The 14607-nt window shown below is 74.2% G+C and carries 12 protein-coding genes and 1 pseudogene; 10 read left to right on the top strand and 3 right to left on the bottom strand.

Going from position 1 to position 14607, the window contains the following annotated elements; translation table 11 throughout:
* The first annotated feature begins 348 nt into the window (after positions 1-348).
* The 6 genes and pseudogenes from ACIO5E_RS03655 (at position 349) to ACIO5E_RS03630 (ending at position 4104) form a co-directional block, all read left to right on the top strand.
* Complete coding sequence (locus ACIO5E_RS03655; protein ID WP_400663229.1) at positions 349-939, top strand: DinB family protein; 591 nt, start codon at positions 349-351, stop codon at positions 937-939.
* A gap of 52 nt (positions 940-991) precedes the next feature.
* Positions 992-1090 (top strand): annotated as a pseudogene (locus ACIO5E_RS03650) (hypothetical protein); the annotation flags it as partial.
* An 83-nt stretch (positions 1091-1173) separates the two neighbouring features.
* Positions 1174-1368 carry an Imm21 family immunity protein gene (locus ACIO5E_RS03645; RefSeq protein WP_400663227.1) on the top strand — a complete coding sequence of 65 codons (195 nt, stop codon included), beginning with the start codon at positions 1174-1176 and terminating at the stop codon, positions 1366-1368.
* 174 nt (positions 1369-1542) lie between these two features.
* Positions 1543-2754 carry an SUKH-4 family immunity protein gene (locus tag ACIO5E_RS03640; RefSeq protein ID WP_400663224.1) on the top strand — a complete coding sequence of 404 codons (1212 nt, stop codon included), beginning with the start codon at positions 1543-1545 and terminating at the stop codon, positions 2752-2754.
* 41 nt (positions 2755-2795) lie between these two features.
* Complete coding sequence (locus tag ACIO5E_RS03635; RefSeq protein WP_400663222.1) at positions 2796-3170, top strand: hypothetical protein; 375 nt, start codon at positions 2796-2798, stop codon at positions 3168-3170.
* A gap of 166 nt (positions 3171-3336) precedes the next feature.
* Complete coding sequence (locus tag ACIO5E_RS03630; protein ID WP_400663219.1) at positions 3337-4104, top strand: MerR family transcriptional regulator; 768 nt, start codon at positions 3337-3339, stop codon at positions 4102-4104.
* 329 nt (positions 4105-4433) lie between these two features.
* Here the strand turns inward: ACIO5E_RS03630 and ACIO5E_RS03625 are convergent, their stop codons facing one another.
* Entirely contained in the window at positions 4434-6827 is a 2394-nt protein-coding gene (locus tag ACIO5E_RS03625) for an FtsX-like permease family protein (RefSeq protein WP_400663216.1), read from the bottom strand.
* 121 nt (positions 6828-6948) lie between these two features.
* Positions 6949-7662 (bottom strand): ABC transporter ATP-binding protein, encoded by a 714-nt coding sequence (locus ACIO5E_RS03620; protein WP_280674180.1) that lies wholly within the window; start codon positions 7660-7662, stop codon positions 6949-6951.
* 237 nt (positions 7663-7899) lie between these two features.
* Between ACIO5E_RS03620 and ACIO5E_RS03615 the strand changes: the two genes are divergently transcribed.
* The 4 genes from ACIO5E_RS03615 (at position 7900) to ACIO5E_RS03600 (ending at position 12354) form a co-directional block, all read left to right on the top strand.
* The gene (locus ACIO5E_RS03615) at positions 7900-9351 is read left to right on the top strand and encodes a histidine kinase (protein ID WP_400663213.1); all 1452 of its coding nucleotides are present in this window, start codon (positions 7900-7902) and stop codon (positions 9349-9351) included.
* The gene (locus ACIO5E_RS03610; protein WP_400663210.1) at positions 9303-9950 is read left to right on the top strand and encodes a LuxR C-terminal-related transcriptional regulator; all 648 of its coding nucleotides are present in this window, start codon (positions 9303-9305) and stop codon (positions 9948-9950) included. The genes ACIO5E_RS03615 and ACIO5E_RS03610 overlap by 49 nt, the downstream gene beginning before the upstream one ends.
* Positions 9951-10307: 357 nt before the next feature.
* Entirely contained in the window at positions 10308-11339 is a 1032-nt protein-coding gene (locus tag ACIO5E_RS03605; protein WP_400663207.1) for an isopenicillin N synthase family dioxygenase, read from the top strand.
* 256 nt (positions 11340-11595) lie between these two features.
* Entirely contained in the window at positions 11596-12354 is a 759-nt protein-coding gene (locus tag ACIO5E_RS03600; protein WP_400663204.1) for a MerR family transcriptional regulator, read from the top strand.
* Positions 12355-12357: 3 nt separating this feature from the next.
* Here ACIO5E_RS03600 and ACIO5E_RS03595 read toward each other — a convergent pair whose 3' ends face one another.
* Entirely contained in the window at positions 12358-14592 is a 2235-nt protein-coding gene (locus tag ACIO5E_RS03595; RefSeq protein ID WP_400663201.1) for a 3-hydroxyacyl-CoA dehydrogenase NAD-binding domain-containing protein, read from the bottom strand.
* Between the last annotated feature and the right edge of the window lie 15 nt (positions 14593-14607).

Raw genomic sequence — 14607 nt, 5'->3', positions numbered from 1 at the left:
TTCCGGCGGCCCGCCCCCGTCGTCGCAGGCTTGCCCTGCTCGCGCTCCCGGTCGCCGGCAGCCTGCTCGGCGCCGCGCCCGCCCCGCACTACGCGCTTCCGCCAGCCCGGGCGCGTACGGCAGCCGGCCGCGCCCATAGTCGGCGGCCGACCCGGAGAACAGCGTCTCGTCCCAGGTCCAGTCCTCGGCCATACCGGATTCCGCCCGCCGCGCTCGGCGATTCGCTCAACGGCCCTGATGATGGCACGAATTGAGATGGATTCAGCTCGGCGGCGCCGACGCGGGTCGGCGCTGGCGGGCGGGCCTGAAATCGGTGGACAAGTTCGGCGTGGTCCACAGACTGGTGCCATGACAACGACCGACCCCAAGGCCGACCTCCGGATCTACCTCCAGGACGCCCGCGACGTCCTGATGTGGAAGCTCGACGGCCTGTCCGAGTACGACCTCCGGCGCCCGCTGACCCCGACCGGGACCAACCTGCTGGGGCTGGTCAAGCACGTCACCGGGGCCGAGGCGATGTACTTCGGCGACACCTTCGGGCGGCCGTTCGCGGAGCCGACGCCGCTGTGGTTCACCGGCAGCGTCGAACCGAACGCCGACCTGTGGGCGCGGGCGGACGAGAGCACGGAGGAGATCGTCGGGCGCTACCGCCGGGTCTGGGCGCACGCGGACGCCACCATCGAGGCGCTACCGCTGGACGCGATCGGCCGGGTGCCGTTCGGCAACCGCGCCGAGCAGACCCTGCACCGGGTCCTCGTCCACATGATCGCCGAGACCCACCGCCACGTCGGTCATGCCGACCTCGTCCGTGAACTCGTCGACGGCGGCACCGGCCAGCGCCCCGACGGGGCCAACACCGCACCCGGCGACGCCGCCTGGTGGCAGGCCCACCACGCCCGCGTGGAGCAGGCCGCGCGGGAGGCCGGCGGACTCGCCTGACCCGTCCGGCAGTGCCCGGGACTGCGACCGGGCCGCCGAGGTCGACGGACACCTGGGGGCCGTCGACCTCGGCGGGGTGGGGGTGCTGGTACTCGGGAGCGATCCGGCGCCGACGGCCCACCTGCCGGAGCGCGGGTTGTTCGTCCGGTGGTGCGCCGCCGATTCCGCGGAGGCGCTGCTCGACAGCGTTCCTCGGGCGCTCCGACTCGCCGACTCGCCGACTCGGAGCAGGAGTTGTCCTGGCAGGCGGCAGGCCCGGCGTATCTGTTCGACGCCGCGTGGACGGGCGGGGAGTCGGCGGCCGAGGGGCGGCTGCGCCTCGACCTGCCCGCCGGGCGCCACCGTGTCCGCGCCGCCCGCGTGGGGCCCGACCCGGAGACCTGGCTCGTCCTGGTCCGGCTGGAGCTCCCCGGCGGCGGTAGGCGGTGAGCCGCGCCGTAGCGGCGGACGGCCGGCGTGGGCGGGGAGTTGGCACCGGCGCCGGGGAGGTCGAGGGTGTTCCGCGCTGCGCGCCTGCCCGGGCGCGGGAATTGTCGGCGGCGGTGTCGGGTGGGGCGGCTAGGGTCTGGGGGTCAAGGGTCGGGGCTGTGGAGGGTGGGGCACGTGGGGCACACGGGGTGCGCGCAGGTGGCGGCGGACGGATTGCCGGGCGGCGTGGTGCATGCGGGGAGCCGGGAGTTCCTGATCCGGGAGGGGCTGCCGCCCTCCGGGGCGTTCCTGGACTTCGGGGTGCTCGGCGACGGGGCATTGGCGGCCGCGCCGGGGACGGGACGGTTGTTCGTGCTGGGTGAGACGGAGTACTGCGCGCCGTTCGCCGCGGCCGGTGGCCTGGTCCTGCTGGACGGGGTGACCGGCGAGGTGTTCCTGGGCGAGGTGGCGGGGGCGGCCGACGGGGAGATACGGCGGGACCTGCTGGCCTCCGACCTGCCCGCACTGGCCGGGTTGGTGCGGGAGGTGGAGGCGGTGGCCGAGGCGGCCCTGCGGGCGGACGCGCTGGGCGGGCGGCGCGGGCCGGCGGTGGTCGCCGAGGTGATGGCCGGGGCCGAGCGGCGGATGCGGGAGGTCGACCCGGGCTTGTTCGGCCGGGGCGCGACGCCGCCCCCGCACTGGGACACGGCGCTGCTGGTACGGGCGCTGGGCTGGGGTGCGCTGCCGGGCGGCCCGGACGGGCCCGCGTACGAGGTGGGCGCGGAGCTGGTGGCGGAGCTCGCCTCGCTGACGGGTGAGGGTGCGGGTGAGACCGAGGGTGCGGGCGCAGGCGGGGGCGCGGGGCTGGTGCACCGATACCGGGCCGAGGACCTGCCCGCCGGGCTGGTGCACGAGCCGACCCGGCGCCTGCTGACCGAGGTCGGACTGCCGCTGGGCGGGGCGATGTTCGGGGTCTGTGAGGAGCCGCTGGTCACGATGGCGGAGGCCTACCCGGAGTACTTCGACGGCGAGGAGGAGCGCCCGTACCAGCGGGAGTTCCTGGCGCTCGGGGACTGGCCGACGGATCTGACGATCGCCCTGGACGGCGTCACCGGACGGCTGGAGCTGCCGGACTGGTACGACGACGGCCAGCCGGAGGCCTACCTCAACCGCGACCTGTCCGCCCTGCTGTACGCGCTGTGGACGTACGAGCGACTGCGCGCCGAGTGGGAGCGCTGGGACTACGGGCGGGGCCGGGACACCTGGGCGGTGTTCGACCCGCAGTCGCTGCTGAGCACCGTGGTGGACCGGCTGGTGGAGGCCGTCGACCCGGAGGCGTTCGCCTCGCCAGGGTGCTCGTGGCGGCTGCTCGCCGAGGACGCGCACATGGGCGGCCTGCTCGGGTGATCCTTGCGGCGTCCCGGGCCGCCCGCCGGTACGCTGCCCCGGTGACGAACATCCGTACGGCGGCCGGGCGCAGGCGGACGGTGCTGCTCACCTGCGGCGCCGTCCTGTCCCTCGCGGCGGCGGGTGCGCTGTACGGACTGCTGTACGTGCGGTCGCTGGACTTCGGCGCGCGCTGCGAGCTGGGCCTGGTGCCCGGCGGCGGGCGGCTGGTGGAGACGGGCGCGTCCTGGCTGCCGCCGGACGCGTGGTGCCGGTTCGAGGAGCGGAGCGTGTCCACCACCCCGTTCTGGGCGCTGCTGCTGTTCTACGCCCTGCTGACCCTGGTCGTCTGGTCGGTGAGCACGCTGCTGCGGATCCACCGCCCGCGCCCGCACCTGGGGTTGGACTGGCAACCGGGTCACGGGCCGGGCTGGTAGGCCCTGGACTGGTTCGAGTCCCTGGACGGATTCGGGCCGCTGGAGCGGTCCGGCGCGTAGGGCCCGTTCGGGGCTTGAAACTGCCGCAGCGGCAGCTTCTACCGTCGTGACCAGGGCCGGAGGAACCGGCCCTGGTCCACGCGAACGTGAGCGAGGGAGACGACACATGGCATCGGCCTGGCCCATCGCGGAGGTTGCCCGGATGTCGGGCGTGACCGCCCGAACCTTGCGGCACTACGACGAGATCGGGCTGCTGCCCCCGGCCCGGATCGGCTCCAACGGCCACCGCTACTACGAGGAGCGGCAGTTGCTTCAGCTGCAACAGATCCTCGTGCTGCGGGCGCTCGGAGTCGGGCTGACCGAGATCGCCCGGATCCTGGGCGATCAGGTAGACGAGCTGGAGGCCCTGCGGGACCACCAGCACCGGCTGCTCGCCGAGCGCGACCGGCTGGACAGCCTGGCCGCCACCGTCTCCCGCACGATCGCCGACCTGGAACGCTCCCGAAAGGACGGCACCCCCATGACCAGCATCAACCGCCCGGAGAACCTGTTCGAGGGCATCCAGCCCGCCGACGTCGAGGAGAGCCTGCGCGACTTCCCCGAGCACGCCGAGGCGGCCCGGCGCGCGACCGCCGCGATGAGCCAGGCCGAGATCGAGGCCGGGCAACGCGAACGGACCGCGCGGATGGTCCGCCTGGCGGAGCTGATGGCGGCCGGCCACCCGGCGGACGCCGAGCCCGTGCAGAGCCACATCGACGCCGAGTACCAGGCGCTCACCGCGCTCCGCACGGTCTCGGTCGAGGAGTACCGCGCGATCGCCCGCTCCTGCACGGAGAACCCGCAGTGGAGCGCCGCGTACGAGGCCATCGCCCCGGGCCTGGCCGCGTACCAGCGGGCCGCCATGGAGGCGTACGCGGCGGCGCGGCCGGCCTGAGCCAGGCGGGCCGTCGGCTGAGGCCCGTGAGCGGGACCTGAGCCGGCGGGCCACAGGCGGGGGCCCGCCAGCGGGCGGCCGGGCCGGCGGCGTCCGTTCGGGGGACGGACGCCGTCGGGCCTTGGTCGTCCTCGGACCGGGCCGCTTCCGCGGGGGACGGGCCCCACGGAAGTGGCCCTTCACGCCGGCCGGAACCCTGACCGCCCTACCGAACTTGCCCCGACGTACCGAAACTTGCCCCGCCCTGCTGGACTTGCCCAGGCCTGTTGCACTTGCCCCGGCCTACCGGGGTCGGGCCCGCCCGACTCGCCCGATCCACCCGGCCGCCGCTACTCGGTGCGCAACGCCGTGGCCGTCCGGGTGCGGGCCGCCCAGGTGGCCGGGAGGAGGGCGCCGAGCAGCGCCAGCACCAGGCCGCCGAGTATCAGCGGCCCCACCACCGACGGGTCGAACACGGTGAGGTCCGCCTCGGGCACCCCGACCCCGGCGGCGCGCGCCATCGCCGGCATCACCTGGTGGTGCAGCACGATCCCGATCGGGACCCCGATCAGCCCGGCCACCAGCCCGCTGCCGCAGACCGAGGTGACCACCATGCCGACCGTCTGCCGGGGCGACATCCCCAGCGCCTTGAGCACCCCGAGGTCGTGCACCCGCTCCCGGGTGTCCAGCAGCACCGTGTTGAGCACGCCCAGGCCGGCCACCACGGCCAGCAGCAGGGTGAGCGTCCCGGCCAGGGTGTTCATGGCGAGCATCACGATGTTGATCTGCTGCCCGCCCGTTTCGGCGCTCAGGCCCAGCGGCCGGACCGCGTCGTCGAGCCCGTCCGCGTACGCCTTCGCGTCCGTCCCCGGGGTCAGGTCGATGTGGAAGCCGACCGCATCGGTCTGGACGGCGGTGCCGAGCGGGGCCAGCGTGGCCCGGTCGACGAACACCAGGTCGTTGGTGGTCAGGACCTCGCCGCTGATCCGCACCGGGATGCTGCGCCCGTTGTCGGTGAGGGTGACGGTGTCGCCGACGCGCACCTGGTTGGTCCGCAGGAAGGAGGTCGCGACGACCACCTCGCCGGGGCCCTGGAACCATCGGCCGGAGATCATCTGGTAGCCGCTCCAGGAGGCGTCCCCGGTGAAGGCGATCACCGCCGAACGCCCGGTGTTCCCGGCCACGGCGACCGGTGTCGGCGCGCTGCTGTACCAGGCCCGGGTGCCGGGGCGGGTGGTGATCGCCTTGGCCACCGCGGCCTCGTCCACGTGGTCGACGGCCGTCGTGGAGCTCTCGATCGGGATCTGGACGACGACCTTGCTCGACCGCTCGGCCTGCAGGCCGTCCTGGAAGGCGCCGAGCGAGAGTGTCAGGCCCACGCAGAGGGCGACCCCGGCCGTGCCGAGCACCACTGCGGCGGCCGTGGTCGCCGAACGGGCCGGGCGGGTGAGCGGGGTAGCCAGCCCGAGGCTCAGGGCGCGCGGCACCGGCAGCCGGCCGATCAGGTGCTGGAGCCCGGCGATCGGGCCCGGCGCCCCGGCCCGGACCGGACCGCCGCGGGCGGCCGCTCGCCGGGCGCCCGGTGTCGTCCGGCCGACCGCGAGCGCCTCCACCGTGCGCAGCCGGCCGGCCCGCAGCGCGGGCACCAGCGCGGTGCCCGTCACGGCGGCCAGGGCCACGGCCGAGACGACGACGTCCACCCAGAGCGGGATACCGAGCAGGCCGCCGCGCAGGGCCTTGTGCGCCACCCCGAGGACGGGCACGGAGAGCAGGTTGCCCCCGAGCACGCCGAGCGCCGTGCCGACCCCGGCGGGGATCAGCGCCTGACCGACGTAGGCGCGCGCCACCTGGGCCGGGGTGAAGCCGAGCGATTTGAGGATGCCGATCCGCCGGGTGGCGGCGCTGACGGCGCCGCTGACCACGACGCCGATGATCAGCACCGACATGGCCAGGCCGAGCACCCCGAAGGCCGTCACGAACGGGACGAAGGTCGCGGCCGTCCGGTTGGCCTCCGCCTGGGCCGGCCGGTACGAGGTGGCCTTGGCGAGGGCGCCGCCCGGCACCGCGGCGGCGAGCGCGGCGCGGTCGGCCTCCACCTCGGTGTCGGTGTCGGCGTGGGCGAAGCGGTAGAGGTACTGGGCGGCGGGCTTCGTACCGGGCGCGGTGAGCGCGGCGACCTGCTCGGGGGCGATCCAGCCGTCCGCGCTCCAGGAGACGGAGGCGGCGAGGCCGACGACCTTGAGGGTCGGATGCCCGGGGAGGTCCGGGAACTGCAGGCTGTCGCCGACGGCCAGCGGCGAGTGGCCGTCCAGGAACACCACCTCGCCGGGGCCGGCGACCCAACGGCCCATGGTGATCCGCAGGCCGTCCATCGGGCCGTCCTCAGTCCGGCCGACCAGCGTCATCGGCGGGAGCGGGCTGCCGGGCGGCGGGATCCGGACGTCGGCACCGGCGCGCGGCTGGACGGAGAGCGCCGGGTAGGGGCCGGCCGAGGCCGTCACGCCGGGGGCGTGCGCGGTCGCGGCGAGCTGGGCGGGGCTCGCCTTGGTCGGGTCGTACAGCACGTTGAGGTGCGCGCCGTGCTGGTCGGCGAAGGAACGCTGATAGGGGCCCTGGGAGGCGACCAGCAGGCCCGTCGCGAGGATGCACGCCGTCACGGCCGCCATCGTGGTGAGCACCATGACCAGGGTCTGCACCCGCCTGCGGCCGACCCCCGCCCGGACCACCTTGCCGAGCGCGCTCATGCGCCCACCCCGCTTCGCCCGGCCGGGGCACCCGCCCACGCGCGCCGTCCCGTCGTCCGCCCGGCGTGCCCCGCCCGAGCAGGGCACCCGCCCACGCACACCCTTTGCACGGCTCGCCCGGTCATCGCACACCGCCGGAGGTCGGCACGGCCGCGGTGTCCCGGACCAGCCGGCCGTCGAGCAGCTCGATGGTCCGGTCGGCGCAGGCCTCGGCGAGCGCGGTGTCGTGGGTGACCAGCAGGATCGTCTGGCCCTCCGCGTTGAGCCCCCGCAGCAGGTCGCGGACGTCGGCGGCCGAGGCGGTGTCCAGCGCCCCGGTCGGCTCGTCGGCGAGCAGCAGCGGCGGGCGGTTCATCAACGCCCGGGCCACCGCGACGCGTTGACGCTCGCCACCGGAGAGCCGGCCGGGGAAGGCCTGGGCGTGCCGGGCCACCCCGAGCCGCTCCAGCAGCTCGCCGGCCCGGGCTCGGGCCTGCTCCCGCCGCATCCCGGCGAGCTGGGCCGGGAGCAGCACGTTGTCCTCGACGTTCAGGTCCTCCAACAGGTTGAAGAACTGGAACACCATGCCGATCCGCTTCCGCCGGTACTCGGCCAGGGCTGCCTCGCCGAGCTCGTGGACGGCCACGCCGTCCACCTCGACGGCGCCCTCGCTGGGGCGGTCGAGGCCGGCGATCAGGTTCAGCAGGGTGGACTTGCCACTGCCCGAGCGGCCGAGCACGGCCAGCGCCTCGCCGGCCCGGACCTCCAGGTCGAGCCCGGCCAGCGCGGGGCGGGCGGCGTCGGATCGGTCGTACGTCTTGCTGACGCCGCGGATCCGGATGATCGGCGCGTTCACGGGCCCTCCACGGTTCGAGGTCCGGCACCGGAAACCCGGGCCGGCTGACGGGACATGACGCTACGAATCCGGGGCGGGGTCCGGACAGCCGTCTGAACGGCCTCTCCCAGGTGTATCCAGATACACCTCGGATTGGGGGCGCAGGCCTAGAGCGCTGGACCGGTTCGGCGGGGCAGACTGACCGCCGAATGATCAACCCGGGGCCCGTGTGGCCACCGACCGGAGAGGAGGCGCGCAATGACGACGACCGTGCTGTCCAGGGCAACCGCGCAGGTGGAGGGCGCCCTCACGGCCTGCGTGCGGGCGCTCTACATGGTGACGCTGGCCGTCACGGGGCTGCTGGCGCTGCTGGCCGGGCCGGTCCTGCTGACCGCCGCCCTGCTCGGCCCCGACGACGCCGAGCCGTTCGAACATGGTCTGGGCGGGCCACTGATGCTGCTGGTGCCACTGGCACCGGTCGCCCTCTGGGCGCTCTGCTGGGCCACCGGAGGTGCCGGCCGGGCGGTCGGGGCCGCCCTGTTCGCGCCGGGCGCGCTCGCGCTGATGGCCGCCGACCTCTACGGCGGCGCCCCGCCCGGCGGCCGGTCCGGCTCGCTGTGGTTGGCCCCGACGATGCTGGTGCTCGGCCTGCTCGGGACGCGCTGGATCGCGACGGAGAACCGGCGGGTCGTCGGCCGGTGGAGCGGGCGGCCGATCCCGGTGCCGTACCGCCGTGCCGACACCGGGCCGTGGCGGCGGCTGCGCTCCGGCGGCTGGCTGGGCGACCCGGCGACCTGGCGGGACGTCCTGTGGGTGTTCCTCTCCGGCTGCGCCGTCCTGCTCGCCGCCGCGATCGTCGTGCTGACTCCGATCGCCCTCCAGGTGCTCGGCCGGAACGGCCCCTTCCTCCCGCTGGGCCCCGTCTACGGAATGGGGGTCGTGGTCGCCCCGCTGGCCACCCTGTGGGCCGCACCGCCCGTCCTGCGGATGCACGAACGGGCCGCCCGCGCCCTGCTCGGCCCGTCCCGGCAGACCGAACTCGCCCGCCAGGTGAGCCATCTGGCCCGGACCAGGGCGGACACCATCGACGCCGGGGCGGCCGAGCTGCGCCGGATCGAGCGGGACCTGCACGACGGGGCGCAGGCCCGGCTGGTGGCCCTGGGCATGCTGCTGACCGTCGCCGAGCAGTTGAAGGACGACCCGGAGGCCCTGCAGCCCCTGTTGGCCGAGGCCCGGATGTCCTCGGTGAAGGCCCTGGGCGAGTTGCGCGACCTGGTCCGGGGCATCCACCCGCCGGTGCTCGCCGACCGCGGCCTGGCCGACGCGATCGAGGCGACGGCGCTGGACCTCCCGCTGCCGGTCACCTTCGCCGGTGGGCTGCCCGGGCGGGCGCCCGCCCCGGTGGAGTCCGCCGCCTACTTCGCGGTGAGCGAGCTGCTGGCCAACGTGGTGAAACACGCCGGTGCCTCGCACGTGTGGATCGAGATAGGGCACAGTGACGGGCTGCTGCGCATATCGGTCACCGACGACGGGCGCGGCAACGCCGACCCGTCCCGGGGAACCGGCCTCAGCGGAACCGAACGACGACTGGCCGCCTTCGACGGGGTGCTCGCGATCAGCAGCCCACCCGGTGGCCCGACCATTGTGAACCTGGAGATCCCGTGCGCGTTGTCATCGCCGAAGACCTCTTCCTTCTCCGGGACGGCCTGACCCGGCTGTTGGAGGCCAACGGCATGAGGGTCACCGCGGCGGTCGAGACCGGCGACGGCCTGCTCGCCGCGGTGGCCGCCGACCGGCCGGACATCGCCGTGGTCGACGTCCGGCTGCCGCCCAGCTTCACCGACGAGGGGCTGCGGGCGGCGCTGGCGGCCCGTCAGGCACACCCCGGCCTGCCCGTCCTGGTGCTGTCGCAGTTCGTGGAGCAGCTCTACGCGCGCGAGCTGCTGGCCGGCAGCACCGGCGGGATCGGCTACCTGCTGAAGGACCGGGTGCTGGACGGCGCCCAGTTCATCGACGCGGTGCAACGGGTCGCCCAGGGCGGCACCGCGATGGACCCGGAGGTGATCACCCGCCTGCTCACCCACAACTCCTCGGCCGGCCCGGTGTCGACCCTCTCCCCCCGCGAGCGGCAGGTGCTGGGGCTGATGGCCGAGGGCCGTTCCAACGCGGCGATCGCCCAGCAGCTGGTGATCACCGAGCGGGCCGTCGCCAAGCACACCGCGTCGATCTTCGTCAGGCTCGACCTCCAGCCCTCCGACGACGACAACCGCCGCGTCCTGGCCGTGCTCGCCTACCTCAACAACGGCTGAAAGGAGCCGCACACGAAGGGTTCCCCATCCGAGGGTCCGAGGATTCCCAACCTGAGGATCCACCGACAAGTGAGAGGTATCCCTCCACCGCAGGGGGCTCGCCCGCCACAGAGAAGGTCATCTAGGCTGGTGACGTGCTCATCCTTGTTCGCCGCCGCCACGTGGACCTGCTCCGCGTGACGAGCATGTCCTGTCGACGCTCCAGCTGAATCTCGCGCCCCCTCAACCAGGTCGGCCCCCACCCGGCCGCCTCCACCTCCCGGCTCCCGGAGCACCCGCCGCACCAGGCGATTGCTCCGGCCGCCTCCCCGGTCGATCACCGGGGTCGGCCGGGACGAGACCCAGCGGATGTCACACATGTCGCAGCAGCACACCCCTATACCCGACTCCCTCCCGGTGATCGACCTCTCGCTCGCCGCCGGCGGCCCGGACGACCGCCGCCGACTGCACGAGGAGCTTCGCGCCGCAGCCACCGACGTCGGGTTCTTCCAGCTCGTCGGCCACGGCGTCACGCCGCAGGAGACGGCCGCGCTCACCGACGCGATGCGCGCCTTCTTCGCCCTCCCCGAGGCCGACCGGCTCGCCGTGAGCAACCTCAACTCCCCGCACTACCGCGGCTACACCCGCACCGGCGACGAGCGCACCGGCGGCAGCCAGGACTGGCGCGACCAACTGGACATCGGCGCCGAGCTGCCCCCGCACGTCCCCGGTAGCGACGAGCCCCCGTACTGGTGGCTGGAGGGCCCCAACCAGTGGCCCGCGGCGCTCCCGGAGCTGCGCACCGCCGCGCTCGGCTGGATCGACCACCTCAGCGAGATCGCCCGCCGACTGCTGCACGAGCTCCTCACCGCGATCGGCGCCCGCCCCGACTTCTACGACGAGGCCTTCGCCGGCCACCCCCACCTGCGGCTCAAGCTGGTCCGCTACCCCGGCACCGCCCCGGACGGCGCCGGCCAGGGCGTCGGCGCCCACAAGGACTACGGCTTCATCACGCTGCTGCTCCAGGACACCGTCGGCGGGCTCCAGGTCGAGCGTCCGGACGGCACCTTCCTGGAGGTCCCGCCGATGCCGGGTGCCTTCGTGGTCAACCTCGGCGAACTGTTGGAGGTGGCAACGGACGGCTACCTCAAGGCCACCAACCACCGCGTGGTCAGCCCGGTCGGCGCCCGCGAGCGCTTCTCCGTCCCGTTCTTCTACAACCCCCGCCTCGACGCCCACATCGAGCCGCTGGACTTCCCGCTCGCCCACCACGCCCCCGGCGCCACCGAGGACCCGGCCAATCCGCTGTTCGCCGAGTTCGGCCTCAACGAGTGGAAGGGCTACACCAGGGCCCACCCCGAGGTCACCCGCCGCCACCACGCCGACCTCACCGAGGCCGCCTCCCGCTAGGGCCTGGGGCCGCAGGTCACAAGCACCGCCACCTCAAACACCGCCGCCTCAAACACCGCCGCCCGATTCCGCCCCCGCCGCCACCCGCGCGGCGGGGGCGGACTCGCGTCTGCGGCGGCCCGGCCCGTACGGCAGGCCTGCCCCGTGTGCTCCGACCGGCCGACGGGGCACGGCGCCGCACGCGGTGGACCGGCGGGGCGGGCACTGTCACACTGCTGCTGTCACAGTGGAAGTGTGCCAGCGCGGGAGGCGACGGATGGGGGAGCACGGGGCCGTGGAGGACGGGGGGGTCCGGCTCACGGTGGACGAGTTGGCGGCGCGGGCCGGGGTGACGGTGCGGACGGTGCGGTTCTACGGGACGAAGGGGCTGCTGCCGCCGCCGGAGCTGGGGCCGCGCCGGGTCGGGCGGTACGGGGCGGCGCACCTGGACCGGCTGGAGCTGATCGAGGAGTTGCAGCGCCAGGGCCTGACCTTGGCGGCGATCGAGCGCTATCTGGCCCGGCTGCCGGAGGACAGCACACCGCTGGACCTGGCGATCCACCGGGCGCTGGTGGCGTCCTGGACGCCCGAGGCGGCGGAGGAGCTGGGCCGGGCGCAGTTGGAGCGGCGGGCCGGGCGGGGGCTGTCGGAGGAGCAGGTGGAACGCCTGGTCGCGATGGGGACGTTGGAGCGGACGGCCGATCCGGAGCTGTTCCGGGTGGATCCGGGCCTGCTGCCGCTCGGGGTGCGGATCCTGGACGTGCCGATCCCGTTGGAGACGCTGCTGGCCGCGCGGGCGGTGGTGCTGGAGCACAGCCGGGCGACGGCCCGGGAGTTGCAGCGACTGTTCCGGGAGACGGTGTGGAAGCCGTACCGGGAGAGCGAGCCCGCGCCGGACGAGTTGGCCCGGATGAAGGCCCTGACCGACCACATCCAGCCGATGGTGGCGCAGGCCCTGGTCACGGCGTTCCAGCGCTCCCTGCGGGAGGAGCTGGGTGAGGCCGTAGGGAGCACGGCCTCACCCGCCCAGGACTGACGGTCAGTCGGCGAAGGTGCGCCCCTCCGCCGCGATCCGCTCCAGCAGCGCGGGCGGCGCGAACCGTTCGCCGTAGGCGGCGGCGAGTTCGCGGGCACGGGCCGCGAAGCCGGCCGGGCCGCCCTCGTACCCGTTGATGTACTGGAAGACGCCGCCCGTCCAGGCCGGGAAGCCGATGCCGAGGATGGAGCCCACGTTGGCGTCGGCGACCGAGGTCAGCACGCCCTCCTCCAGGCAGCGCACCGAGTCCAGCGCCTCGCTGAACAGCATCCGCTCCTTGAGATCCGCGAGCGGAATCGCGACGCCCTCGGGACCGGAACCAGGCCCAGAACCCTCGGGCCCAGAGCCCCCACGCCCAGAGCCCTCCCCCCCGAAGTGCTCGCGCAGCCCCGGCCAGAGCCGCCCGCGCCGGCCGTCCTCGCCGTACTCGTAGAAGCCCGCGCCGCCGCTGCGCCCGGGCCGGCCGAACTCGTCGACCATCCGGTCGACCACCGCGTCCGCCGGGTGGGGCGTCCAGGTGCCGCCCGCGGCCTCGACCGCGCGCCGGTACTCGTCGCGGATCTTGCGCGGCAGGGTGAGGGTGAGCTCGTCCATCAGCGACAGCACCTTGGCGGGGTAGCCGGCCTGGGCGGCGGCCTGCTCGATGCTGGCCGGGTGGACGCCCTCGCCGACCATGGCGACGCCCTCGTTGAGGAACTGGCCGATGACCCGCGAGGTGAAGAAGCCGCGCGAGTCGTTGACCACGATCGGGGTCTTGTCGATCTGCCGGACCAGGTCGAAGGCGCGGGCGAGCGCCTCGTCGCCGGTCTGCGGGCCGCGGATGATCTCGACCAGGCGCATCTTGTCGACCGGGGAGAAGAAGTGCAGGCCGATGAAGTCGGCGGTGCGCTCGACGCCTTCGGCGAGCAGCCCGATCGGCAGGGTGGAGGTGTTGGAGCAGAGCAGCGCGTCGGGGGCGAGGACGCCCTCGACCTCCTGGAACACCTTGTGCTTGAGCTCGGTGTTCTCGAAGACGGCCTCGATCACCGCGTCGCAGCCGGCCAGGTCGGCCGGTTCGGCGGTGGGGGTGATCAGGGCGAGCAGCGCGTCCCGCTTGGCCTCGGTGGAGCGGCCGCGGGCGATCGCCTTGTCCAGCAGCCCGGCGGAGTAGGCCTTGCCGCGCTCGGCGGCCTCGACGCTCACGTCCTTGAGCACGACCTCGATGCCGGCCTTGGCGCAGGCGTAGGCGATGCCCGCGCCCATCATCCCGGCACCGAGCACGGCGACCTTGCGGACCGGCCGCTTCTCGATGCCCTTGGGGCGTCCGGCGCCGGAGTTGACCGCCTGCATGTCGAAGAACAGCGACTGGATCATGTTCTTGCTGGTCTGCCCGCAGGCGAGCTCGGTGAAGTAGCGGGCCTCGATCGCCATCGCGGTGTCGACGTCGACCTGGGCGCCCTCCACGGCGGCGGCCAGGATGTTGCGCGGCGCCGGGTAGGGCGCGCCGTTCAGCTGCTTGCGCAGATTGGCCGGGAAGGCGGGCAGGTTGGCGGCGAACGCCGGGGTCGAGGGGGTGCCGCCGGGGATCTTGTAGCCCTTGACGTCCCAGGGCTGGACGGCGGTCGGGTTGGCCTCGATCCAGGCCCGCGCCCGGGCGGTCAGCTCCTCGGGGGCGGTGACGAGTTCGTGCACCAGCCCGTGCTCCAGCGCCTGCGCCGGGCGGTACTGGCGGCCCTGCAGGAGGAACTTCAGCAGGGCGTCGGTGATGCCGAACAGCCGGACCGTACGGACCACTCCGCCGCCGCCCGGCAGCAGGCCGAGGGTGACCTCGGGCAGGCCGATCCGGCTGGCGGGGGTGTCCAGGGCGATCCGGTGGTGGCAGGCGAGGGCGATCTCCAGACCGCCGCCGAGCGCGCTGCCGTTGACCGCGGCGACGACCGGCTTGCCGAGGGTCTCCAGCTTGCGCAGTGCCCGCTTGATCCGCAGGGACTTCTCGAAGACGGCGGCGGCGTCCTCGGGGCGGGCGGCGGAGAGCATCCGGAGGTCTCCCCCGGCGAAGAAGGTCTTCTTCCCGGAGGTGACGATCACGCCGCGCAGCTCGTCGGAGGCGGCGAGGCCGGCCAGCCGGTCGACGACGGCGTCGAAGTCGGCGGTGAAGGCCTCGTTCATGGTGTTGACGGACTGGGTGGGGTCGTCGAGGACGAGGGTGACCACGCCGTCCTGGTCCTGCTGCCAGCGGATGGTGGTGGTGTCGCTCATGAGTTCAGGGTCTCC

This window comes from Kitasatospora sp. NPDC087314, assembly GCF_044744365.1.
In the GTDB taxonomy this organism is placed as follows: Bacteria; Actinomycetota; Actinomycetes; order Streptomycetales; family Streptomycetaceae; genus Kitasatospora.
Note: the sequence above shows the minus strand (reverse complement) of the source record. Positions and strands in the feature narration are given on the sequence as shown.

Excerpts from the sequence above, each read along its gene's own strand:
- ACIO5E_RS03655 (WP_400663229.1), top strand. The coding sequence starts at position 349 with ATGACAACGACCGACCCCAAGGCCGACCTCCGGATCTACCTCCAGGAC.
- ACIO5E_RS03630 (WP_400663219.1), top strand. The coding sequence starts at position 3,337 with ATGGCATCGGCCTGGCCCATCGCGGAGGTTGCCCGGATGTCGGGCGTG.
- ACIO5E_RS03625 (WP_400663216.1), bottom strand. The coding sequence starts at position 6,827 with ATGAGCGCGCTCGGCAAGGTGGTCCGGGCGGGGGTCGGCCGCAGGCGG.
- ACIO5E_RS03615 (WP_400663213.1), top strand. The coding sequence starts at position 7,900 with ATGACGACGACCGTGCTGTCCAGGGCAACCGCGCAGGTGGAGGGCGCC.
- ACIO5E_RS03605 (WP_400663207.1), top strand. The coding sequence starts at position 10,308 with ATGTCGCAGCAGCACACCCCTATACCCGACTCCCTCCCGGTGATCGAC.
- ACIO5E_RS03600 (WP_400663204.1), top strand. The coding sequence starts at position 11,596 with ATGGGGGAGCACGGGGCCGTGGAGGACGGGGGGGTCCGGCTCACGGTG.
- ACIO5E_RS03595 (WP_400663201.1), bottom strand. The coding sequence starts at position 14,592 with ATGAGCGACACCACCACCATCCGCTGGCAGCAGGACCAGGACGGCGTG.